Origin of the sequence: Rhodococcus sp. 21391, assembly GCF_016772255.1 — a bacterium.
GTDB lineage: Bacteria > Actinomycetota > Actinomycetes > Mycobacteriales > Mycobacteriaceae > Rhodococcus_F > Rhodococcus_F opacus.
Genome location: NZ_CP063782.1, coordinates 850,646 through 871,638, shown reverse-complemented (window position 1 = coordinate 871,638; position 20,993 = coordinate 850,646). Strand labels below are relative to the sequence as shown.

Annotated in this window: 17 protein-coding genes and 5 pseudogenes; 7 read left to right on the top strand and 15 right to left on the bottom strand. The window is 66.2% G+C overall.

The annotated features are described in order from the left end of the window. Positions 1 to 26 precede the first annotated feature (26 nt). Positions 27 to 362 (bottom strand): hypothetical protein, encoded by a 336-nt coding sequence (locus GO592_RS38885; RefSeq protein ID WP_007297226.1) that lies wholly within the window; start codon positions 360 to 362, stop codon positions 27 to 29. Between GO592_RS38885 and GO592_RS38880 the strand changes: the two genes are divergently transcribed. Beyond that, positions 361 to 780, top strand: a complete 420-nt coding sequence (locus tag GO592_RS38880) for a hypothetical protein (protein ID WP_007297227.1) — start codon at positions 361 to 363, stop codon at positions 778 to 780. The genes GO592_RS38885 and GO592_RS38880 overlap by 2 nt on opposite strands. A 47-nt stretch (positions 781 to 827) precedes the next feature. Here GO592_RS38880 and GO592_RS38875 read toward each other — a convergent pair whose 3' ends face one another. The 3 genes from GO592_RS38875 to GO592_RS38865 form a co-directional block, all read right to left on the bottom strand. Continuing rightward, entirely contained in the window at positions 828 to 1,142 is a 315-nt protein-coding gene (locus tag GO592_RS38875) for a hypothetical protein (RefSeq protein ID WP_157234218.1), read from the bottom strand. An 816-nt stretch (positions 1,143 to 1,958) separates the two neighbouring features. Next, on the bottom strand, positions 1,959 to 2,444 hold the full coding sequence (locus GO592_RS38870) for an SRPBCC family protein (RefSeq protein ID WP_007297229.1): 486 nt from the start codon (positions 2,442 to 2,444) through the stop codon (positions 1,959 to 1,961). 21 nt (positions 2,445 to 2,465) lie between these two features. Further along, on the bottom strand, positions 2,466 to 2,789 hold the full coding sequence (locus tag GO592_RS38865) for an ArsR/SmtB family transcription factor (protein WP_039951192.1): 324 nt from the start codon (positions 2,787 to 2,789) through the stop codon (positions 2,466 to 2,468). 631 nt (positions 2,790 to 3,420) lie between these two features. Between GO592_RS38865 and GO592_RS38860 the strand changes: the two genes are divergently transcribed. Continuing rightward, positions 3,421 to 3,732: a hypothetical protein gene (locus GO592_RS38860; protein WP_236581598.1), complete on the top strand. Its 312-nt coding sequence runs from the start codon at positions 3,421 to 3,423 to the stop codon at positions 3,730 to 3,732. Between the two features lie 683 nt (positions 3,733 to 4,415). Here GO592_RS38860 and GO592_RS38855 read toward each other — a convergent pair. Both GO592_RS38855 and GO592_RS38850 read right to left on the bottom strand, forming a co-directional pair. Then, positions 4,416 to 4,658 (bottom strand): three-helix bundle dimerization domain-containing protein, encoded by a 243-nt coding sequence (locus tag GO592_RS38855; RefSeq protein WP_007297232.1) that lies wholly within the window; start codon positions 4,656 to 4,658, stop codon positions 4,416 to 4,418. A gap of 523 nt (positions 4,659 to 5,181) precedes the next feature. Further along, complete coding sequence (locus GO592_RS38850) at positions 5,182 to 5,670, bottom strand: serine/threonine protein kinase (protein ID WP_236581599.1); 489 nt, start codon at positions 5,668 to 5,670, stop codon at positions 5,182 to 5,184. A 216-nt stretch (positions 5,671 to 5,886) separates the two neighbouring features. Here GO592_RS38850 and GO592_RS45260 point away from each other — a divergent pair, with 216 nt between their 5' ends. After that, positions 5,887 to 6,390: a hypothetical protein gene (locus tag GO592_RS45260; protein WP_007297234.1), complete on the top strand. Its 504-nt coding sequence runs from the start codon at positions 5,887 to 5,889 to the stop codon at positions 6,388 to 6,390. Positions 6,391 to 6,521: 131 nt separating this feature from the next. On the opposite strand, the pseudogene hadA reads toward GO592_RS45260, so the two are convergent. Further along, positions 6,522 to 6,989, bottom strand: a pseudogene (gene hadA / locus GO592_RS38840) ((3R)-hydroxyacyl-ACP dehydratase subunit HadA); the annotation flags it as partial. Positions 6,990 to 7,308: 319 nt separating this feature from the next. Further along, positions 7,309 to 7,956 carry a TetR/AcrR family transcriptional regulator gene (locus GO592_RS38835; RefSeq protein WP_039951184.1) on the bottom strand — a complete coding sequence of 216 codons (648 nt, stop codon included), beginning with the start codon at positions 7,954 to 7,956 and terminating at the stop codon, positions 7,309 to 7,311. Positions 7,957 to 8,017: 61 nt separating this feature from the next. On the opposite strand from GO592_RS38835, the pseudogene GO592_RS38830 reads away from it, so the two are divergent. Continuing rightward, a pseudogene (locus GO592_RS38830) lies at positions 8,018 to 8,401 on the top strand (RNB domain-containing ribonuclease); the annotation flags it as partial. 84 nt (positions 8,402 to 8,485) lie between these two features. On the opposite strand, the pseudogene GO592_RS38825 reads toward GO592_RS38830, so the two are convergent. Then, positions 8,486 to 9,725, bottom strand: a pseudogene (locus GO592_RS38825) (IS110 family transposase). 327 nt (positions 9,726 to 10,052) lie between these two features. Between GO592_RS38825 and GO592_RS38820 the strand changes: the two are divergent. Then, a pseudogene (locus GO592_RS38820) lies at positions 10,053 to 11,264 on the top strand (RNB domain-containing ribonuclease); the annotation flags it as partial. A 1,307-nt stretch (positions 11,265 to 12,571) separates the two neighbouring features. Here the strand turns inward: GO592_RS38820 and GO592_RS38815 are convergent. From GO592_RS38815 to GO592_RS38800, 4 genes are all read right to left on the bottom strand, one after another. Next, a complete protein-coding gene (locus GO592_RS38815; protein WP_160102350.1) occupies positions 12,572 to 13,813 on the bottom strand; it encodes a UPF0158 family protein in 1,242 nt (413 codons plus the stop codon). A 566-nt stretch (positions 13,814 to 14,379) separates the two neighbouring features. Next, positions 14,380 to 15,240 carry an IS5 family transposase gene (locus tag GO592_RS38810; protein WP_236581600.1) on the bottom strand — a complete coding sequence of 287 codons (861 nt, stop codon included), beginning with the start codon at positions 15,238 to 15,240 and terminating at the stop codon, positions 14,380 to 14,382. 258 nt (positions 15,241 to 15,498) lie between these two features. Continuing rightward, positions 15,499 to 16,665, bottom strand: a complete 1,167-nt coding sequence (locus GO592_RS38805) for an alpha/beta fold hydrolase (RefSeq protein WP_007297241.1) — start codon at positions 16,663 to 16,665, stop codon at positions 15,499 to 15,501. Between the two features lie 228 nt (positions 16,666 to 16,893). Then, positions 16,894 to 17,919, bottom strand: coding sequence for an esterase/lipase family protein (locus GO592_RS38800; RefSeq protein ID WP_039951187.1), 1,026 nt, complete (start codon positions 17,917 to 17,919; stop codon positions 16,894 to 16,896). Positions 17,920 to 18,036: 117 nt separating this feature from the next. Between GO592_RS38800 and GO592_RS38795 the strand changes: the two genes are divergently transcribed. Together GO592_RS38795 and GO592_RS38790 are read left to right on the top strand one after the other, a co-directional pair. Further along, entirely contained in the window at positions 18,037 to 18,396 is a 360-nt protein-coding gene (locus tag GO592_RS38795; protein WP_007297243.1) for a hypothetical protein, read from the top strand. Between the two features lie 71 nt (positions 18,397 to 18,467). Next, entirely contained in the window at positions 18,468 to 18,716 is a 249-nt protein-coding gene (locus GO592_RS38790; protein WP_039951188.1) for a hypothetical protein, read from the top strand. A 454-nt stretch (positions 18,717 to 19,170) separates the two neighbouring features. Here the strand turns inward: GO592_RS38790 and GO592_RS38785 are convergent. Both GO592_RS38785 and GO592_RS38780 read right to left on the bottom strand, forming a co-directional pair. Continuing rightward, positions 19,171 to 20,303, bottom strand: a pseudogene (locus GO592_RS38785) (FAD-dependent oxidoreductase); the annotation flags it as partial. Further along, positions 20,246 to 20,734: a diiron oxygenase gene (locus GO592_RS38780; protein ID WP_236581601.1), complete on the bottom strand. Its 489-nt coding sequence runs from the start codon at positions 20,732 to 20,734 to the stop codon at positions 20,246 to 20,248. The gene GO592_RS38780 and the pseudogene GO592_RS38785, both read right to left, overlap by 58 nt. Positions 20,735 to 20,993 lie beyond the last annotated feature (259 nt).

The window sequence follows — 20,993 nt, the reverse complement described above, 5'->3', positions numbered from 1 at the left end:
CATCGAGCTCGTCGGACGGGCGATCGTCAGTCCCGGATCTCGATCTCGCCGAGCCTGACGTCGATACCGGCCTTGCGGGCCTCGGCGATCCGGTCGATCAAGGCGTACGCGTAGCGGTAGTAGTCGATCTGCGAGGTGGGACCGTCGGGATGCGCCGTGTCGGCCGCGAGGAAGCCGCACAGGTTTGCATGGGCGAGGTTCACGGCCTTGATGGCCGCCGCGTGTCGCTCGGCGGCCGCAGTCTTCGTGGCGCATCGTTCGGTCAGTCGAGTTTCGGCCCGGACCAGAGCGGCGCGCAGTGCGGGGGCCACGCGGTCGATGACACCGTCCGATGGCGGCAGGATGTCGTCGGGTGTGCTCATGACACCGATTCTCCTCCGGACGTCCGGACAGGACCGGGGAAGTCACCGGATCAACGGCCGGACAGAGTCCCACCCCCTGACCGAGGCGATCGCCCGGGTGGATCACCTCCGGCACCGTTCCGCACCACCATGGGTTGTCGAAAACCGGTGCCGGAAGTCGACGTCGAAGAACCCTGTCCTCGGTAGTGTCGACACACAACCCGGACTCCCCTCGGCCGCCACCGTAGGCAAGCCCTACCCGATGCGGCTGGGAGGTGTCGAGGTGAGCCGTTCGCAGTGGACCCACCGTCAGGTCGCGCGGGGCGGGGCGGTGCTCTCTGTCCGTGACAACGGGAGAGAGCAAGCACCCGCTGTCGTGCTGTTGACGGGGCTCGGCACCTCACAGCGGACGTGGGATCCGCTGGCCCACCTGCCCTGACCGAAACCCTACCCCCACCTGTGGGCAGGGTTTCGTCGACTCCGGGGTCAGTCTACGGGCGGGGACAGCACCGGATCGATGCCGTTCGCTCGGTCGAACTCCTCGATGGTCATCACCGTGGAGTTCACGATGTCGACCTGGTTCGGGTTCGCCCGCTGCGCGATCAGCGTGCGCACCACCTCACGGACCTCGTCGGGACCGTCCGCCATGAGGCTGATGGTGATCGCGATCCCCCGCTCACCCCAGCCGATCGCGGGATGAAACCCGGAGAGCTGATCGAGACGGTGGTCGAGGTCGGCCTCGGCGAGGGCGTCGAACCGTTCGGCGAGTTCGATGGTGGCGTTGTACATCCGACGGGACACGGTTGCCTCCTTCTGTGCGTAGCGCCGGGGATTCCCGGCACGTTCGTGACGGGACGGTAGTCCGAGGATGTGAAGAGCAAACGAAACGTGACACCGGGCAGTTACCCCGAGGTCGCCGAGTGTCGTGTCAACGCCAGGGCCACCACCGGCGGCGGGGTGAGTAGTCCGCAGGTGGTGCGAGATGCCACCACGACGCCGCGGGCGGCCAGAATCCGGTTTGACGGCGCCGATGATCGCCTGAGCGATGGTGCGGTCCAGGCGCCCGAGGTCGGCGTCGAGCCGCACAGTTCTCCGCTTACGTACCGGCCACATGTTCCGAAGATCGGACGAGCAACCCTCGACCAGCAACCCTCGACCGGCATCTCTCCGCCAACTCTTCTTCGTCTTCGTGACGAAGACTGCTCGATGTCGACAGGTGTTGGCGCACAACACTCCTGACCGCTGAAGACGAGAAGACCAGTCGATTCGGCGCCTGGACACCTGCCGAGCAGCCGTCGGGCTCGTGCAGGCCTACCCAGCGACACTCGATTCCGGACGGTGTCTCAAATCCGGCCATCTCAGGAACGTTCGAATGAGCGCAGAACTATCCAAAGATCAAGCAGCGCCCGGTTCGTCGCCTCGATTCGGGATTCCTTCACCGGACGCCGAGGCCGGTGAACGTCCCTTCCGGGACGGTGCCGGTGAGCGTTCAGAGCGGCGTCGGCAATGGCCGTACGACGACAAGCCTCACTCAGAGTGGCGTCCTTCGTGCCGGCTCGCCGCCTCGCACGTGGAGGGCAAGGCGGCGAGATCGACCTGTGCGGTGAGCGGGCAGGTTCAACCCTTGATGAGGTCGTCGATCTGGCCGATCGCCTGCGAGGCGCCCTCGACCACGCCCATGTCGAGCACCTGCTGGAGACCTTCGGCGGTTGCGTAGGTGCTGACGTAGGTGGCGATGGTGCTGCCGTCCTTGTCCTGGAATGAGAACTCGTTGGTGGACACTGGCATCGATTCGATCGGGGTGAAATCCGCATCGGCGAATCCGTCGGTGAAGCTGAATCCGGTCGGCTCGTCGACGGAGATGATGTTCCAGTTACCGGCATGCTTGTCGCCCTCGGGCCCGGTCATGTAGTAGGTGACCCGCCCGCCGGGGGCGAACTCATGGTCGACCACCGTCGCCGGGTACGTCGGTGGACCCCAGATCTTCTCGAGCTGGCGCGGATCGGCATAGATCTGCCAGATCCGTGCTCGGGGCGCGGCGAACTCGGCGGTGATGGTCAGGGTCAATGCATCGATGTCGTGGCTGACATTGGTGACAGGCATCGGTCATTCCTTCCGTTGGAGTTACGTTGCGATCAGTTCGTCGATGCGCGCGATCCGCCCACGCCAGAGCTGTTCCAGCTCGGTGAGCATGGACGACACCGCCCGCACTGCGTCCACATCGCCGGTGGCGAGTTGTTCACGGCCGCTGCGTCGTTTGACGAGTAAACCAGACTTCTGGAGGACGGCGACGTGCTTCTGTACCGCGGCCAAACTCATGTCGTACTTCGCTGCCAGTGCCGAGACGGAATGCTCACCGGCCAGCACGCGACGCATGATGTCGCGCCTGGTTCGGTCGGACAGCGCATGGAACAGGGCATCGGCCGGGTCCTCCTCTGTTTCTGACACCAACAGAACGCACACCCGATTGGTTGTATGTTTAAGGCTGTGGGGCGCCGAGGCGGATGACACCTTCGAACATGCCCGCCGGCGATGATCGCCGACAAGGCGTTCGATGACGATGCGGACGACACCGACCGCTGGTTGTACGTGCACTGCGCCGGATCCCACGACGGGTATCGCGACATGGAGTCGTTCATCGACTCGGTTCCCGACTCCGACCTCGCCGACCGGCTGACAATCGCGATCTCCGGGCGCGGCGCGTTTTCGCCGCTGCAAGGACGTGCTCACCCTGAGCCGGACGAGTCTCATCGATACCGGCTGTTCACCGCGCAGCCGCGGACGTGCACGCCTGTCAAGGGACATTGGTTCCTGCCCATAGGCGGCCACGAAACCTGCCCGGGGGGCGGACGTGAATGTTTTCATGTCCGCCGACAGTAAGCCGCTTTGCTCACGGGACATTCCAGGTGCCCGCACCGGGAACTGCCGTGACGGCGACACCGGACCGGCCGTCGATCGTCCTGGCGGCCACCGGTGTTCCCGAGCCGGTTGCGACGGGAGTCGGCTTCCGCGCCGGAATCACGGTTCCACCTGCTCCGGTCGATAAGTTGCTTCGCCGCGGTTCGCTACAGTCACCCGGATGGATCAGCCCGCACACCGCCACCGACAGGACCGGGCGCAGCAACAGCACCGCGATGACGATCGCGACACTCTTCCTACGCCCGGCGAGTTGAGCGAGGAACTCCTCGCACAAGCGGTGGTCGCCGCCCTGAAACAGGGCGCGTCGTGGGCGCAGATCGGCGCCCACCTCGGGGTGCCCGATCCCTGCGCACCACCCCACGGTGGATGCTCCGATCTGCAGTGGCAGAACGCGATCGTCGAGCACCAAAACGCCCGAGCGCAGCGCATCCACCCCACCGACATGCCTGCTCCGCGGACCACAGAGAGCTGACCACCCCTCCGCCGGGGAATCGGTGCGGCGGCACCCCGACCGGGCCTGCCGGACGCCGGATTCAACGTTGCAGTCCACCGCGGTCGGCGATCAGGCCATCGGTCCCCGGCCCCCGTCGTGTATCGCCACGGGGGCTCACTCTGTTGCGCGAAAAAGTCCGCGAATTTTCTTCAGTGGTTCTGATCAGTTGTCCAATTTTATTTGATCACGCGTCCAATTGAATTGGGCTTTCGTTCAGTTTGAGGACAGAAATTATTTCGCATTTCGTGAAACATCGGAGGCGCCCACGACCGATATAGGAGTAAGCGGGATCGGTGCCCGTCGATGACAAAAGACAAGAGGAGTGAAAGTTCAATGGGTTCTGCAGGTGTTGACTTTGCCGTCGCCTTCGAGGCGTTCCTGAAGTGGTTGAGTATCACGTTCGGAGGCGGTATCGGAATCGGCTGATCGACCGTATATGGCCCTGGAACGGCGGTGGCTCGACTCACCAGGTGGGAGTCGAGCACGCTACTGGGCAGCGGTTCGCCGCCCGAGCGATGGGCAGCCGGCATCCCGACACCGCCCGCCGCCGGTATGGGTGCAGTGCCATCGAAAGAGCGGTTTTCGAATAATGGGCGTAATCGTCATTTAGCAAGCTGTTCGCGCGACTCGTAATAGCACTCGCGGAATTCGACCAGGACACCTCAGAGGGCGGGAGCGGTCACCGCGTTCCGGAATTCTCTTCGTGCGGTTGGTGGGGTGTTGTCGAGGGCGCGGATAGCGGCGCGTTCGACCAATAGCGGGACGAAGTCCCGGATCCGGCATCCGTCGAACCGGTGGTGAGCGGCATAAATCATGCCGTCGACCGTGGAGGGGTCGAGGTCGGGGTACCGCTGGTACAGGCGGGTGCGAACGGCGTCGATGTGCTGTCGTTCGGTGACGTCCATGACAGAGATTGTTCTCCCCCCGGGCGGGGTCGGAAACCCCTTCCCACGGGCCCACCAGAGAACATCCAGCGAGGGGCAACGGCCGCACCCTCGGCGTGGGGCCTGCGACCACGGTGCGGGGTTGAACCAGGGGCCGTGAGGCGACGATATGCGCGCCGGACCGCTGCGGGGCGTGGCCTTCGCCGCCGTGGGCCGTACCCGGCCACGGGTTGTTGTGCGTAGAGAGAACCCCGGATGACACCGATCGACCATGACGATCCCGATATTGCCCAGGCAACGATGTTTCTCGGTGTGCTGCTCGCCGAGATCGACACCCTGAGCGGCCGCATCGACACCGCCGAGGCGCAGGCACGGGCAGCGGACACCGTAGATCGTGGCGCGGGACAACGGCGGCGGGCCGACGCACAGAAGCTGCGCACCCAGCTGTACGAGGTGCACAGCCGTGGTGGATCGGCTGGCGTTCCGGTTTCCCGCCGCGCTCGCGTCGGCGAGCGATTCGCTCTCGCGCGGTGGACAAACCTGATCAGAATCGCGACGGGGTGCGTCGTGGATGGACGGGGCGGTCGAGGGCAATGGTGGCGAGGGTGGGCTCCAGCCCGATCTCGCGCCATTCGGCGGTGAGGGTGATCGCCCGGACAGAGACGTCAGTGTCGGTGGGGATCCAGTACTGGGGTCCGGTGTAGTAGGTGCACCTTCCGGCGGCCGCTGCGTGCACATCCGGGCGAGGACGGTAGGGGTCGGCGACAACGAGGTGATCGGCGGTGCCGAGCCACACGTCGAGATAGGACCACCGTGCGGACAGGTCTTGCGGGTCGGTCAACGGACGGGGCTGGTGGCGGGCCCGCCGGGCCGGGTCGGCGGCGGTCAACGCCAGGTGCACGGCGAGGCCGGTGTCGTAGGCGACGACTCGGGTCAGATGAAGCGTCAGCTGGTTCCCGGTGGCCAGGAGACGTTGGCCGTGTACTTCGATGCCGCCGCAGGCCGGTGCCGGGTTCTCGGGCCACCTCCGCATGCGCATGATCTTCGACCGTGCCCGACGCACCCTGCGGTAGCAACGAACACGGCCCTGAAGGCTGCCGGCTCGCGAAGGTGCACATCCAGGCTCGCACCGCAGGTGTGGCCGCAAATCCATGATCGCTGTCCTGTTCAGGGCCGGGGCGGTGGGGGTACTCCCGGTCAGGATCGGGTGCGCCGATCTTCGGGCTATGGGGAGTGTGGTGAGACGGTCATGAAGCTGGTGAGCGGTGCGGCACGGGTGGCAGCCGGAGCGGGTGAGGCCGCGACGGCCAACCTCGGCGCCATCGGCGGAGCCGCGGTCGGCGGCCTGGTCGGCAGCATCAAAGGCGCGGCCACCGGAGCCACGGAGGGAGCACGACGAGGCAGTCATTCGACACCGGCGGCCGTGTTGACGATGGGTGCGGTCGCGGCGACCGGTGTGGTGCAGTGGCCGATCGTGGCCGCGGTCGGCGGGACCGCGCTGGTCCTCGACCAGCTCCAACCCGGCACATCGCGGCACGAGAAACCCGGTACCAGCGACACGACATCGGGTGCCGATGCGCCGACCGCCGCCACATCGGCTGGGGCGGCTTCCGAAACCACAACGCTGGCACCTACACCGGAAACGGCACCGGTACCGGCCGCCCCGAAGGCATCGCCGAAACGCCGAACAACAGCAAAGTCCGGGGCGCAGCGCCGAACAGCAGCGCAGAAGCCGTCCCGAACAACACCGTGACGACAACGCCTACGCGCGGAAGGCTCGAAGGACCGATTTCCACCACTGACGCGCACGAGCCGAACCGAGCTGAAACGCGCGTGCTGGGTTTGGTAATCACCCGAGGCGGACGTGATCGGCCCCTGTGGCCACTACTGAGCCGGGGGTGTGGGTGCGTTGTGCATCATCACCGCGGCGACCGCCCGGGCCAGTTCCGGGTCGGCCACACCGCCGCTGCGGGCGATGAGTGTGGTGCGGGTGGTGGCCACCGGATCCTCGTGCTGGTCGGTGATCAGGTTCTTGGTGACGATGATGTCGGTGCCGCCCATCTGCCGGAACGACTCCATGCAGACGTCGCAGTCCAGCCGGTCCCCGACCTGCACCGGCCGGTGCAGAATCAGTTGCTGATCGGTGTGCATCATCTGGCTCAGGTCGTAGCCGACCAGGACCCGCACGAACAGCTCCTCGATCGCGAACGATCCGAGGATGCTGACGAACGTGACCGGTGCGATCAGCCCGTCGTATCCGAGCTGGTGGGCAGTGTCTTCGCGGTAATGCGCGGGATGCGGATCCTGCACGGCCCGGGCATATTCGCGGATCTTCTCCCGCCCGACCTCGTAGCCGGTGACCCGGGGCGGCCGATCAGAGTCTCCATGAACGCCACGACCTCGGTTGCCCCATTCACGGTGTTACCCACATCGGTTAACGGTAGCGGCGGATCTGCCCCTCGCCGGTGTCGGCATCAGGTGACCGGGCGGAACTTCATGACATCGATGGCCCGGCGGACCCGGTCAGGTACTCGAGGGACTGGCTCACGGGAACCGGGCAGTGCGATCCTAGTTCCTCCAGCGCAGTGCGAGAGTGGCTGCTAACCGACCGGCGGCGGGTATATCACCACCCTGTGCAGCAACGCTTTCGCGCGTATACCCGAGATGATGACTACCACGAGCCATCCTCGAGTGCCTTCGCGGCGATGATCTGGACCAGGTCGTCGAGTGCGGTGAGCGCGGCGTCGCTATCCCGGTCGACGAGCCAGCGCAGCACCACACCGTCGAGCACGGCCAGGGCGAAGCGCGCGACCTGATCGACCGGGGTGCCCCAGGTGACACCGGCGCGGTGTGCACACAGGCCGAGGAACGCGACCGCCTCGGTGTCCATGGTGCGGTACTGGCGGGCGGCGATCGCCCCCGCCGAGTCGTTGCCGGCGCCGCGTTGCCGCAAGGCTTGCGCGGTGATCTCGTAGGTCAGCAACTGCTGATCGGGGGTCGCCTCGATGATCGGCCACAGTCCGCGAATTCCAGAGCCCAGGAGCTCCCGCAGAGCGGGAACACCGCGCAGCGTCAGGGGCCCGAGGAGTTGGCTGAACGCCGCGCGCATCGCCTCGCTGACGTCGAGGATGAGGCTCTGCCCCATCTCGGTGAGCAACTCCTCCTTGTCCTCGAAGTGGTAGTGCACCACCCCGAGCGACACCCCGGCCGCCTCGGCCACACCACGGACGGTCAGCGCGGCGACACCGTGTTGCGCGGTGATGGCCAGCGCGGCATCGATGAGCTGTCCACGGCGCACGTCAGCGGGAAGTCTCTGCATCCACGGATCGTATGCGTTCGAGTCCTACGAGGAGACGAACGGAGCGCCGTGCGTTCGCGGTGTGCGGGTCACCGGCACCCTCACGACCGACGGGCGGTTGGTCGATGTCACCGTCGGCCGCGGCGAGATCCCGGCGGGGCGGTGTGTGACGGTCGATCACGCCGAGGTGCCCGGCATCCTGACCGACCCGGCGCATCCGCTGCACCCCCAGCTGGCTGCGGCGGATGCTGCCGCGCAGGTCCTGCTGACTGCCCGCCGTGACGGCGGTGCCCTCGCGTTCTATGACCTCACCCGCGGCTGGGCGAGCAGCGAGGACGGGGCAATCGTGGCGATCGCCGCCGAACTGCGGACCGTCGCCTACGTCATCGTGCAGGAGCTGATGATCGCCACCAACGAGGCCGTCGCCCTCTGGTGCATTGAGCGGGGGTTGCCGATCCTCTTACGAAAATTAGGTGAGGACTACGGGTGCGGACGGGTGGGGTGACCCGCCGATGTCCGGGTGGGATGTCGTGGTCCGGCGGCTGTGTGGTTATGCGGTGTCGGGGACTGGTGTGAGGGTGACGCGGTAGCCGAGTGCCTCGAGCTGGTCGATGGCCCGGGCCTTGGTTTTGGCGGGGATGCGGCGGGTGAAATAGTCGGCGCCGGGGTCACGGTAGAGGTCGCCGTTGGTGAGCATGTTCCAGGCGGCGACGAGCATCGCATGCTGCACGGCGACGAGCGCCTTCATCGGACCCCGACGGGACGCGATTCGCTTGTACTTGGCCGAGAAGTAGGTGTCCTTCGAGCGGGACACCGACAGCGCCGCGGTCCCGAGGGCACCTTCGAGGTCTCGGTTTCCCGGTCTTGTGTTCGTCGACTTGACCCGACCGGCCGATTCGTGCGAACCGGGGGCGGTGCCGCCCACGAGGCGAGGTGCCCGGCGGTGGGGAACACCCCCATGTCCCCGCCGGTTTCGGCGAGGACCACCTCTGCGATGGTCGTCGAGAAACCCGGGATGCTCGTCAGCAGGTCCCGGGCCGCACGAAAGGGTTCTATCGCCTCGGCAATCCTGGTATCGAGCTCACCGAGGGCCTGCCCGTACTGGTCGATCAGCGTCAGGTGCATGCTGATCAAGAACGCGTGGTGGGGCGTGAACCGTCCGGTCAGGGCCTCGGCCAATACCGGGATCTTCGACCGCATCCGTCCCTTGGCCAGCTCCGCGATGACGGCGGGATCGTCACGGCCGTCGATGAGGGCGTCGAGCATCGCTCGACCGGAGACCCCCATGATGTCGGTAGCGACCGAAGACAGTTTGATCCCGGTTCCTCGAGAACCTTCTCGATTCGTTGCACCTGCCGGGCGCGGTCACGGGTCAGTGCGGTGCGGGCCCGGGTCAGATCACGCAGACGGCGAATCGGGGGCGGCGGCACCAATGACCCACGTAGCAACCCGTGGGCGCCGAGGTCGGCCAGCCAGGCGGCATCGGACACATCGCTCTTGCGGCCCGGCATGTTCCGGGCGTCGTGGGCGTTGACAAGCATCACATCGAGAGAGTCCTCGAGGAGATAGAAATACGGTTTCCAATAGTTGCCGGTTGCTTCCATCACCACGCACGTCACCTGCTGCTCGACCAAGTGCTCGCGCAGGGCGAGGATCTGGTTGGTCATCGCGCCCCACGTCGTCACCGTCGCCGAGGTGCGTCGGCTGCCGCGGCCCTGGATCCGCACGCACACCTTCGCGTCCTTCTTCGAAATGTCGACTCCCGCGCACCGCGGGTGCACCACGTCCATCACCGACCTCCGTTCCCGGGCTGGGCCCGATACGCATTCGCTTGTGTGGGTGTGTGCTGCGGGGAGGGCGGGATGAAAACAGAACTCTCTTACTCGTGCTCGACGGCAACATTCCACGGTTCCCGCGGATGAAGATTGGCCCTCCGCCACCATGCTGTTCCACAGGCTCACCGGCACCACGGATAGGCTCGAGGTCGACCGCAACGCACACGTGCAAAGCCTGCGCTCTCACCCGCTACCCATGCCAGTGCCGCCGAGCTACCCGGGCGAGGTCATCGACTCACATTTTCCCCATCCACGGAGGGCCGGCGAAGCGTACCTGGATCGCTGTTCCGCAACCACCGCACCAACCCGGTCGCCGGCAGCACCGACGACCTGATGCACGAGATCGCCGCCGCGGCCGGGGACCCGGACCTGTTCGCGAAACTACGGGGACGGCTGCTGTCGACACTGCGGGCCGCGACCTACGACCGAACCGTGCACGGCCTTAGCGGATTACGGTTGAGCGCCTACACCCATGTCACCTCACCACTGCGACGAGTGGCCGACCTGATCAACCAACGGATCATCTTCGCCCACCTCGACCACACCCCCGCCCCCTACACCGGCGAGCAACTCACCGCCCTCGGCGCCGACCTGAACCGGCGCACCCGCGCCGCCCGAGAGGCGAAGAAGAATCACTTCAAACACGCCGACCAACGCATCGTCGCCCAAGAGGCCGCACGCGATCTCACCGCCCTCGATGCCCGCACCTTCCACAAGGTCCTCAAATCCGCAGCCGCCGCGCCGCCTCGGGCCGAACTCGCCTCCGAGCTCGCCCGCCGCGTCGACGACGACCTGATGACCGCCCCGGACGTCGCAGTCCTGATCGACGCCGCCGACCCCACCTGGCTTCCCCTCCAACTCCGCGTCCTGGACACCCTCGCCGACACCCACCCGGAGATGAGCCCCAGCGTGGCGTCGGTGTGGCGGCAAACCCACCCCGACCAACCGCCCACCGACCTCGAGACCCGGCGCAACGGCGCCGACCACCACCCGCTGTTCGCCGCCCGCGCCACCCACCTCGGCGTCCGCGGACCCTGGACCATCGCGGCTGCGAAAAAGCCGGCCGAACAGGCCGCCCTCTGGGCCGGACTGCGCGCGCAACTGACCGGCACCGACCACCCCGACCCGGAACCCGAATGGCCTGCAGCACCGCAGAACCCGCAGCCCGCTGCCACGCCCGCGTCCGCAGATCCCGGTCCGGCCGTCCCCTCGCCACCGCACGATACGACCACGCTGACCGTACTGAACCTGGACGGGGCGAAGAAGTCCAAGGCCCTGTCCAACCCCATCGCCTGGCTGATGAGCCTCGCCCAGAACAACAATCAGCCCCCGCCCGAGTGGGAGATCCGCACCGACGGTCCCGCGCACGCACCCCGCTTCACCGCCACCGTGCACCTCGCCGGCCACACCGCCACCGCCGATGCGACCACGAAAACCGCGGCGAAGACCGCATCCGCGGCCGCGCTCATCGAGGCACTCTTCGCGCAACAGTAGCCACGCCGCGCCAACGGCTCGCCGTCGTCATTGCCGTGCGCGCCGGTCTTTGATTGCCGCGGCAAACGCCAGGCGGCAGCCTGCGCCGGACTGGATCGCTTCCGGCTAGTCTCGAGCTTGCTCTCCTCTATAAGCCGTCGCTTTTGTTGACATTCCCGTTTTGGTCGGCGTGCCGTAGGCGCGATTCGATCGGAGCATCGATCTCACCGACACCTTCTGACCGAGTGACGCAGGGTTATCCGGTGTCGGGGTTCGGGCCGATCAGCAGGTCAGCGGGCAGGCGGGTCGGGATAAGCGCGGATGCGAGATTTCCGTCCGAGTCATCCGAGAGCCTCCGCACGACGTCGCTTGCGGTGCGCGTGACAGTCCGGCCTGGGTGGAGGAACACTGTAGAGCCTGCACGCCGGAGGACCGACCACCACCGAAGTCGGTATCACCCCTGCTGAGGGTCTTTCAACCCAGCCTTGTTCCCCATCTCGCCCCCACTACCGGGCGCATCGACAGACATTTCACCCTCTTGAACAGCTATGATGCGGCGACTCCCCCACTCCCCACAATCTTCGACGAGGAGCAAAAGATTGGTGTCCCGGTTCGGCGACGGATACGGAACCGGTGACTGAAGAACACGGCTCGGCACAGGGCGAGCGGACTGTGGCCGGTGGCCTGCTGCAGGAGCTCGCACCTTGGCATCGAACGGCCATCTCCTACACGCTGTCCCACCAGGCTCGAGGACACTCTCCTTGAGCGGGATACTTAGATTCGGTCGCGCGCGCCCTTCCGCCGACCGATGAGGGGCGCGCGCGGCCCCCCTGAGGGAGACCACCGATACTGTAGGGTCTTCAGGCCGACGGCATTTCGAGATGCGACGACCTGCGGGTTCATCTCGGGTCTCAGGGTATGGCCACCGCGATCTGTCTCAACTTAGTGGCATTTCTTCAGCGGAAAATTTGTCCCACTCGTTGATGAGCGATGGCATGAACCCGTTCGTACGGGGTGCCCCGATTTGCGTAGCTGTACCGATCCGCCTCCGGCGGGCGATACACAGCGCAGGAGGCGGTTTCCGTGGATCTTTACTTCTGGTTCCCAATTCCTGTGGCCCGCTGTCCCCAACTCCCTGGCATGGTGGGACCCCGTCCCTTTCCAGCAATCCAGAGGCGGAAGTCGGCCCCGGATTCGCGGAACCGAGTACTGGGAGGGCTACGGCCCCCCTCCGGGGTGCTGTCGTTTGAGCGTCCGTGAGTCACTGGCATCGATGTCGCCCGAAGGCCGATGCGTCATGTAAAGGCGGCCTCCGCGTGGGCCGACCGTCAGCCCACGCGGATGCCCTCGCCGGCGAGGAACTCGCGGGCACGACCCAGTTGGCGGTCGGTGGAGAAGGCATACCACTGGTCGGCGAGGTTCTCCTGGTGGACGAGGTCGCGGAACCGACCGAACGCGCCCTTACCTTCGATCGCCCGCTCCAGCCTCTCCCGCAGCGCCGCATCATGGCACCGCTCGGCGAAGGCCGCCATGTCGTGCCAACCGTCCCGCGACCCGGTGCGGTCGAACCGGAGCCAACGGTCGGGCTCGGCCTCCACGTCGACGGCGGCGTCCTGTCCGACCATCATCGGGTCGGTGCTGCCCTCGTCATACACATCTCCGGTGCGCAGGTCGACGTAGCCACCGGTCGACATGCCCAGATCCCCCTCCAGTTCGCTACCGAGCATCTCGAGGTCGACCGGCACCACCCGCCCCGTCAGCGGCTCGCCACGCAGACAACCGAGCAGGTCCTCGGCCAGCACCTCGTCACCCGCGCCGCCGCGCCAGGCCAGCCGGTTGATGACCGACACCGCCACCGGCTCGGCCTGCTCCCGTCGCTGTTCCAGCGCCATCGGTAGCCCGGCCCCCACCTGCTGCAGCGCGTCGTCGACGTCACGCCCTGTCACCGCGGCGAGGAAACGCGCGGCATCGGCTGCCGCGATGGCTTCGCGCAGCTCCGACACCTCGAGCGGGGGCACCTGCTCGAGCCCCGGCCACGCGTGCAACAGCATCGGATGCGGCTTGCTCGGTCGGCGCGGTGCTCGGCTGTCCCCGTCGTCGCCATCCCACCGCCGCCCGTACTGGTCCGGGATGCAGCCCCAGCCCCAGTACGGCATCGGAGCCTCAGGGCGGATACCCAACACTTCCAGGGGGTCGACCTTCTCCTTCCCGACCAGACAGCGGTGGGTCCAGTCATCACCCAGGTCGAAGGTGAACTGAAACTCCGCTCCCGGCACCAGGGTCCGAACGACCTTGGCCGACTCGATGTCTACCGTCTCCGTGATCGGCCCACCCATCGACGAAACCATCTCGGCCCCGGTCTCCGCATCGGTGACCACTCGTCCATCGGCAAGGGTGAACATCGACAGGTGCGCCCGGTCCCACCGGGCGAAGGCGTCGTTGACGGCATTCGCGAGGTCCATGAAGGTGTGCGACGGTCCGACCGCGAAGATGCGCCCGGGCCACGGCCATAATTCTTCGCCCCGACCGCCGAGCAGCTCCACCGTCACCGACAACCACGTTCTCGCCATTCCCCGAGCATGGCATGCGGGCCGCGGCGCCGTCCGGCAGCCGCAGACATGCCGTCTCACCCCCTTGGCCAACTGGCCACCGAGTGGCCAACTTTGATGTCCTGTGCCAGCGAATCGTCCTTGAAGCCGACGCCTGGTTCTGGGGTGAGGAATTTTGAGTGGCGAAGGTCTTGGTCAACGCTGCTGTTGGACCGGGGGATCCGGAGGATTTCGCCAGTGGATCTTTGCTTGAACTGGCGTTTCCAGCAGTCGGTTACTCGGGCATCCCAATTGAGCGCAGTGAGGCCGATCGCGCCAGGTGGGTTGCGCTGTTGACGAGAGCGCCCTGGCCGCCAGGGCTTCCCTCGCAGATGAAGTGATCTCAAACGGAGCAAACTGTACTGGCAGAAACACGAGAACGAGCAAGATTCACTGACAAAAGGACGATCAACTGTCACAGGACATTTGATGAGATTTGGCCACGATTTCTGATTCCCTACATCGGTGTAGGGTCTCGCGGCCGATGACATTTCAAGACGCGACGACCTGCTCGTTCATCTTGAGTCTCAGAGTGCGTTTGAAAACCGTCAGGTTCGGGCGAGCCGCCTCGTCATGGTCGCGATCGTCGCGATGTGAACCATGGCCTCGTGGTGGTCGGTTCTGGTTTCGTAGTCTCGCACGCAGCGGCGGTGCTTGTTGATCCACGCGAAAATTCTCTCGACCACCCAAACGCGGGGTCGGACGTGGAAACCGGTGGCGCCGGGGATGCGTTTGATGATCTGCATAGGCAGGGCGAGAACGTCTTTCGCCCAGACGGGCAGCCGTCCGGGATAACCGCCGTCGGCCCAGACCAGCCGGATGGTGGAGAACCTGCCGCGCAGTGCGGTCAGGAGTCGGTGCGCGGCGTCGCGGTCCTGGATCGAGGCAGCGGTGACGACGACGGCGAGCAGCAGTCCGTTCACATCCACGGCAACGTGTCGCTTGACGCCGTTCGTTCTCTTGCCGCCATCCCAGCCGCGGCTCGATCGGGGCACGGTATCCGCGGCCGGCACCGTCTGCGAGTCGATGATCGCCGCGGTCGGGCACCGGTCCCGCCCCTCACGCACCCGCAGGCGGTCGCGCAGCGCGTCGACGATGCGCTGCCACGCGCCGCTGTGGGACCAGCGGGCGAAGACCGCGTACACCGTCCCGGCTGGCGGGAACTCCATCGGCAGTTGCCGCCACGCGATACCACCGCGCACGATGTACAAGATGGCGTCCACTATCTGACGGCGGCAATGCTTCTCGGGTCTGCCGCCGCGGCCTGCCGTGCTGCCGGGCGCGGGCAACAGCGGTTCGAGGGTCGCCCACTCTGCGTCGGTGACCGACGACGGGTACACCGCGCAACCGTGCCCGCCCGCCGCGTGGGGCGGGCACGACGGGCATGGCGGAATCGGCGATGATGTCATTGTGGGCTCCTGGTGTGGTCGGGGACTTGGTACTCACCGACCCAACCAGGAGCCCTATTTCTTCGATTCTCAGCGAGGCACACGCCCGCGATCGCGAGTTCTCAAACACCCTCTCAGACACCGCAAAAGCAGTGGCCCGTCGAGCCCCCTACTTTGAATGAGATCTCCTCGATCACGTCCGAATATGCCGCATATCGCGCGGACGATAGCCCTGCCGTAGAGATCCGAATTACCGCGGATAACTGAACGGTACTGGGGTTAGCACCGTGTCGGTGCGGGCTCCCCCCTGAATCGTGCCGCGATGAACTCGTACGCCTCCGGGAAACCCACCACCGCGGTGGTCATGTGCTCGGAGATGTCGTACGGCACGAACGTCAGCTTCGCACCGCCCGCGCAGTACCGGTGCGCCACCTCCGCCACCGAATCGAACGGAGTGAGCCCATCGAGGGTGCCGTGCCACATGTACACCGGCGCCGTCGGCACCCCCTCGAAATGCCGGAGACTGTTCTCCCGCAACACCTGCCGCGCCGCCGAACTCGCCATCAGACTCCTCGACGCCGCCAGCTGCCCGGCGTTGCGGAACGCACCGTGGAACAGCAGGAACCGCCGGCACTCGTTGCTCATCCATTTCCGCAACCACAGACCGGTCTCATTGAGTTGCGAGGACACCGGCAACCGGTCCGGGTACTCCCGCTCGAGACCGATCGCCGCCGCGAAGGCCAGCCCGAATCCCGGGTGCGGGCTGAAACCCAGCCCCTCGGCCATCTGCTCGAGGTCCGCCGGCACTCCGCCCTGCACCACCGCCGCCAGCTTCAGCTCCGGCGCATAGGTCGGCGCGAGCGCCGCCGCCCACGCGCTGGCCATTCCCCCACCCGAGTAGCCCGCCAGGGCCACGGGACTGTTCGCCAGCCCCAATTCGGCGACCCGCTGCACCGCACGGACACTGTCCAGGGTGATCATGCCGCCGAGCTTGGCCGCACCGTACGCACCGGTCGGACCGAGGTGATCGGGCACCGAGACCGCCCACCCCCGCTGCAGCCCCAGCAACATCCCCGGCGATTCCTGCATCTCCAGGTTGAACAACGCCCGCGAGGGCGCGCACTTGGTTCCCAACGAGTTGACGATCGCCTGATACGACACCAACGGCGGATTCGCCACACCCCCGGGAAGGAGCACCGTCGTGACCGCCAAAATGGGAGTGCCCGCCGAGTTCGTCGACCGGAACGCGATCTGCCACCCGTCGGAGTTGGCGTACATCCAGGTGTCGATCCGCCGGGTACGCACCACATCGCCCGGCTGCTTGGCGCCGAGATCGGCGGGCGCGAGGTAGAACGGATCCGGGTCGGGCCACGGATACAGCGGTTCCGCGCTCGCCGGCACTGGAACCGCAATGGCGAGGAAGAGGACACCGAGAACCGCCGCCATCAAACCCCGCACACCTCGCCACACCACGTCCTGCTCCCTCTGCGCCCTCTCGTCAGGACACGGTGACTGTATCCGAGCCGGCATGCGCTCCGTTACGTGTTCGGTTCATGGCAACCTCATCCACAGTCCCGTAGCCAACGCCCGGCAAGCATTTCCGCCTCCATGTCGGCACTCACCAGCCGCGCCGCCGTGGCGTCCGCGACCCGTTAGCGTGTGGAGCCGTCGCTGTCAGAAGTTTTCGGTGAGGATCATCTCGAGCACCCCCGTGCCCGCCGGGACCGTGGTGCAGGGCGGTGTCACCGCCTGTGCGGGATCGAGCACACCCATCACCAGTTGCACGGTGTACTCGTCGTAGGGCATCCGGAAATGCCCCGACTGATTGACCGGGCAGAGATCCCCGATCATCAGGTTCGTCGCCGACCCGTCGCGCAACGCAATATTGGTCGCCGGCTGAATCACCTCGTCGAGCCGCGAACCGATCGTCGTGTACCGGGTCCCCGGGACGGTGTCTCCCCCGCTGTTGAGGTCGCGCAGGAACGGTGAGCCCTGGGCTTGCTGCTCCAATGCGGGCGGGACCAATTCCGGGGGGATTGCCCTTCTCGCCCATGCCATGCCGCCGGGGGTCTGCTCGAGGACCGGTACGAGGCCGAACAGGGTGCCCCCATAGGTGGGTGAGGCCAGGCCCACCCACTGATCGACCTCCGCCGCACCACCGAGTCGGTTGACGTAGTAGCGGGCCACCGTCGCTCCCTGCGAGTAGCCGACGATGTCGACCTCGGACGCCGCGGTCGCGGCGCGGACCCGGGCAACGAACCGTGCCAGCTGGCCGGCGCTGACCGTCATGTCCTCAGTTCCGTAGCTCTCGCCGCCGGGCTCGCCGCCGTAGTTCAGCGCGAACACGCAGTACCCCGCCCCGGCCAGCCGCGGACCGAGAGCCGCCCAGTCCGAGTACGCGTTCGAGTCCGTGCCGTGCACCAGCACCACCGGCCTCGGGTGCCCGGCGGTCGGCGTGCAGGTGAAATCGTTGACACCGGACGGAACCGATCCCGGGTGCTGCCGCGCGTACCGGGCGGCATCGGGATGCGCGGCCTGGGCGGGCCCGATCCGGTCCGGGACCTGCCACACCGAACTCACCCCCGGTACATCCGGAACCTCCTCCGCCGCCGCGACCGGTGCCACAAGAATGCTCGCCGCAAAGCCCACACCCACTGCCGCGGCCGTGGCCGCACGCCTCGTCTGTCGATGTGCCCGCATCCCGCCGCTCCTGCCCTACCTCGACGGCCCGAACATTCGTGCCGACTTTGGCGTCCCCACGAATCGATACACGGAGTGAGTCGGAACCCGCGCCCACTCGAGGAGATACAGGTCGCCATGACCACCGAACAGCTGGCCCGCCACACCGTCGACACAGGCAGGATCGCCGCCGACATCGCCAGCCACCCGCCCTGTGACGTCGTCGCGGCAATTTTCCCCCTCGAACCCGGGGACGGGCACGTCGACCTCGACGCCGTCGAGCGGATCCGAGCGGGCGAATTCGACGACTGGACTCTCGCCGCCGCCCGGTCCGGCCTCTTCTCCCCGCGTGAGATCGAGGCCCTGGCACGGTCGTGGCACGCCGACCCCCGGTCGCTGTTCGAGGCGCTCCTCACCGACTCCGACGACATGACCCGCAGGCGCTACGAGATCGTCTGGGACTCGCTCGCCGAGGCCGACTCGCGCGAGTACGCCTGACGGTTCGCCATGACGGTGAACCGCCGGATAGCCAACGCACCCGTCCACCACAATGAGCAACAAAACCGGACGTGAGCAGCATGGGAGGACGGCACCCGATGACGAACTCGACCATTCCAGAGCAGTTGCTGCACGACGTACAGGACCGGACCACCGAGATGCGCCGATGGTTGGACACGGACAACAACAGCGAAACGCTGATGGCGCACCTCCACGACGAGCCGGTCGACGGACAGTGGCTGCGCACCTATCAGCGCCTGGGTCGCGACCTCATGGCGGCGGTCGGAAACGCGCAGGAGCAGTTGCCGCGACGGCGATGAACGCCGAACAGGACGGTGCGCTCGAACGGGTACGGGACACGTGTGCGGTCCTTCGAACCTTCATGCACGCCGCACAGGGGTTTCAGCCTTGGGCTGACCTGACACCTACCGGCAGCTCACCGGCATCAGAGCCCCGACCGGGGCAAGATCGCTCGGGGGGTCCGTTTCACTTCATCGCTCGAACCCCACAGAGAGGTATCCGACGGGGTGGGGTGCCTGCGACACCGCCGGTTGTAGTATGCCGAACACCCAAACAGCTCGGTACGCGCCCGCAGGTTTCGACCAGCTCCGCCCATGAAGCCATTCCCTCTCGAGTCCGTGGAGGAACGAATCGGTGAGGGCATTGTCGTACTCGGGCCCACCCGTCCCACACTCGGGCGGATCCCATGAGCCGCGACAGACATCGGCGAACGCCGCTGCGGTGCATGGAGATCCGCGGACGCCGACCCGGGCGTCACACCCGCGAGTGCAGGTCTGCGGCGAGTTCCGTCACGGTTCCCGTGGCGCAGCTACGGTTGTCGCCGACGCCGCCGGAGGCGCCTCGTTTCGCCCAGCCGACCACATACAGTCCGTCGAGCGATTCGCCCGTCTCGAGCGAGATCACTCGTCCTCGGCGGTTGGGCACGACCCCCCGCTCGTCCACGGGGATGCCGTCTATCTGCTTCGTCGTGAATCCGGTGGCGCATATCGCGGAGTCCGCGAGGAAGGTCCGACCGGTCGTCGTGGTGACGGCGACACCGCCGGCCACTGTCTTCCCGAGATCGGTCACCTCCTGTCCGAAGGACAAAACAATGCGCAGCCTGCCCTCGTCGGTGGCGGTCGGGCCGTCTGCCGCCCAGATATCGGCAGCGGGCAGGGCGGAAATGTCACGTAGCAGCGGGGCGTCTGCACCGGCGCCCGGCGGACGGCCGTAGCGGTCGATCAGCACCTCGGCGTTCTCGAGGTCCAGAAGCTCATAGAACGCCGACGGCGTGAAGGAGGCGCGATCCGGGGTCGATCGCGACAACACCACCACCTCCGTCACCGCTTGCGCCGCGGCACCTCGGTCGCGTGTCTTGGCCATCCATCGGATGACATCGAAGGCGACGTTTCCCGCCCCGATCACGAGGGATCTCGGTCCCAGCGGCCCGCGCGGGCGAAAGCCGTACGCCCCACAGTTCTCGGCCACCAGAATGTCGATGGCCTCATAGATACCCTCGCCGCGATCCACAGTCGTGGGCCCGAGTCTCCGGGGCTGTGAAGCGCCACACGCGAGCACTATGGCGTCGAATCTGTTTCGGAGGTCTTCGACCGAGACATCCACCCCGACTTCTGTGTTGTGCACGATCGTGACGCGATCGTCGTTGAAGGGCACGTCGAAGAGCCGGATCATATCGCGAACGCCGACGTGGTCCCGGGAAACGCCCCGGTGCAGTAGCCCCCGATCTCGCCGTGCTGTTCGAAGACGGTGATGCGTACCGAGGTCGATCGCCGAAGGAGTTCGCGAATGGTGTACATCGCCGCCGGCCCGGATCCAACGACGGCGATCCTCAGCCTGTCGCTCGGCCTGCCCAGCGGTTGCTCGAAGCGAATCCGTCGCGACCGGGGAGCCATCCGAAAAAGTCCAGTGAGCGGTCGCGTCGATAGAAGTGCGATCCGATGCTGTCGATGACGTTGACGAACATCAACGAATGCAGGTTCTCGTCGGCGCATTCGTTGAACAGGAACTTGACGTCCGAGCGGGCGGGGTCCGCACTGTGACTGGCCCGCAGCAATGCCACCTGCAATCCCACCTCCAGCCAGATTCCGACGCCCAAGAACTGCGCGACCTCGCTTCTGGTGAGGCGGACGCGTTCCGACTCTGCCATGGAGTCCCACGTAGCAGTGCCGAAGAGAGGAGACCACTCGGGTGTCATCCCGTGAAATTCGTCGCCGTCCGAATCAGGTTGGCAAACTAGCGGGTCCCGCGGATCGAATGAGAGGCGCTTGGCCGATTCCAAGAGAGTCTCGAATATCGCATCCCTTCCGGAAGTCGTCATCCTTCCTTACTCCTATTTCCTATTCCAATCGAATCGCGAATCGCGAATCGCGAATCGCGAATCGCGAATCGCGAATCGATCAGAGATCTAATGTGTTTATCCGGGGTGCACAAACTCACCCTTGTGCTCTGCCTCGACTGTGTTCCGCCCGGCACGTTAGTCGGTTGCGGCAGCAATCGCAGAACTTGCAGCGTACCTCGCCACCGACTCGACGATCGAGTTGCCGCATCCATTGAATTGATCTTGAACACCTCGGCGT

What these genes read in the sequence shown, in the direction of transcription:
- GO592_RS38805 (WP_007297241.1), bottom strand. Translation starts at nt 16,665, where the DNA reads ATGGCGGCGGTTCTCGGTGTCCTCTTCCTCGCCATTGCGGTTCCAGTG.
- GO592_RS38880 (WP_007297227.1), top strand. Translation starts at nt 361, where the DNA reads ATGACACCGATTCTCCTCCGGACGTCCGGACAGGACCGGGGAAGTCAC.
- GO592_RS38810 (WP_236581600.1), bottom strand. Translation starts at nt 15,240, where the DNA reads ATGACATCATCGCCGATTCCGCCATGCCCGTCGTGCCCGCCCCACGCG.
- GO592_RS38885 (WP_007297226.1), bottom strand. Translation starts at nt 362, where the DNA reads ATGAGCACACCCGACGACATCCTGCCGCCATCGGACGGTGTCATCGAC.
- GO592_RS38800 (WP_039951187.1), bottom strand. Translation starts at nt 17,919, where the DNA reads ATGCGGGCACATCGACAGACGAGGCGTGCGGCCACGGCCGCGGCAGTG.
- GO592_RS38795 (WP_007297243.1), top strand. Translation starts at nt 18,037, where the DNA reads ATGACCACCGAACAGCTGGCCCGCCACACCGTCGACACAGGCAGGATC.
- GO592_RS38780 (WP_236581601.1), bottom strand. Translation starts at nt 20,734, where the DNA reads ATGACGACTTCCGGAAGGGATGCGATATTCGAGACTCTCTTGGAATCG.
- GO592_RS38850 (WP_236581599.1), bottom strand. Translation starts at nt 5,670, where the DNA reads ATGCGGAGGTGGCCCGAGAACCCGGCACCGGCCTGCGGCGGCATCGAA.
- GO592_RS38855 (WP_007297232.1), bottom strand. Translation starts at nt 4,658, where the DNA reads ATGGACGTCACCGAACGACAGCACATCGACGCCGTTCGCACCCGCCTG.
- GO592_RS38870 (WP_007297229.1), bottom strand. Translation starts at nt 2,444, where the DNA reads ATGCCTGTCACCAATGTCAGCCACGACATCGATGCATTGACCCTGACC.
- GO592_RS45260 (WP_007297234.1), top strand. Translation starts at nt 5,887, where the DNA reads ATGAAGCTGGTGAGCGGTGCGGCACGGGTGGCAGCCGGAGCGGGTGAG.
- GO592_RS38815 (WP_160102350.1), bottom strand. Translation starts at nt 13,813, where the DNA reads ATGGCGAGAACGTGGTTGTCGGTGACGGTGGAGCTGCTCGGCGGTCGG.
- GO592_RS38835 (WP_039951184.1), bottom strand. Translation starts at nt 7,956, where the DNA reads ATGCAGAGACTTCCCGCTGACGTGCGCCGTGGACAGCTCATCGATGCC.
- GO592_RS38860 (WP_236581598.1), top strand. Translation starts at nt 3,421, where the DNA reads ATGGATCAGCCCGCACACCGCCACCGACAGGACCGGGCGCAGCAACAG.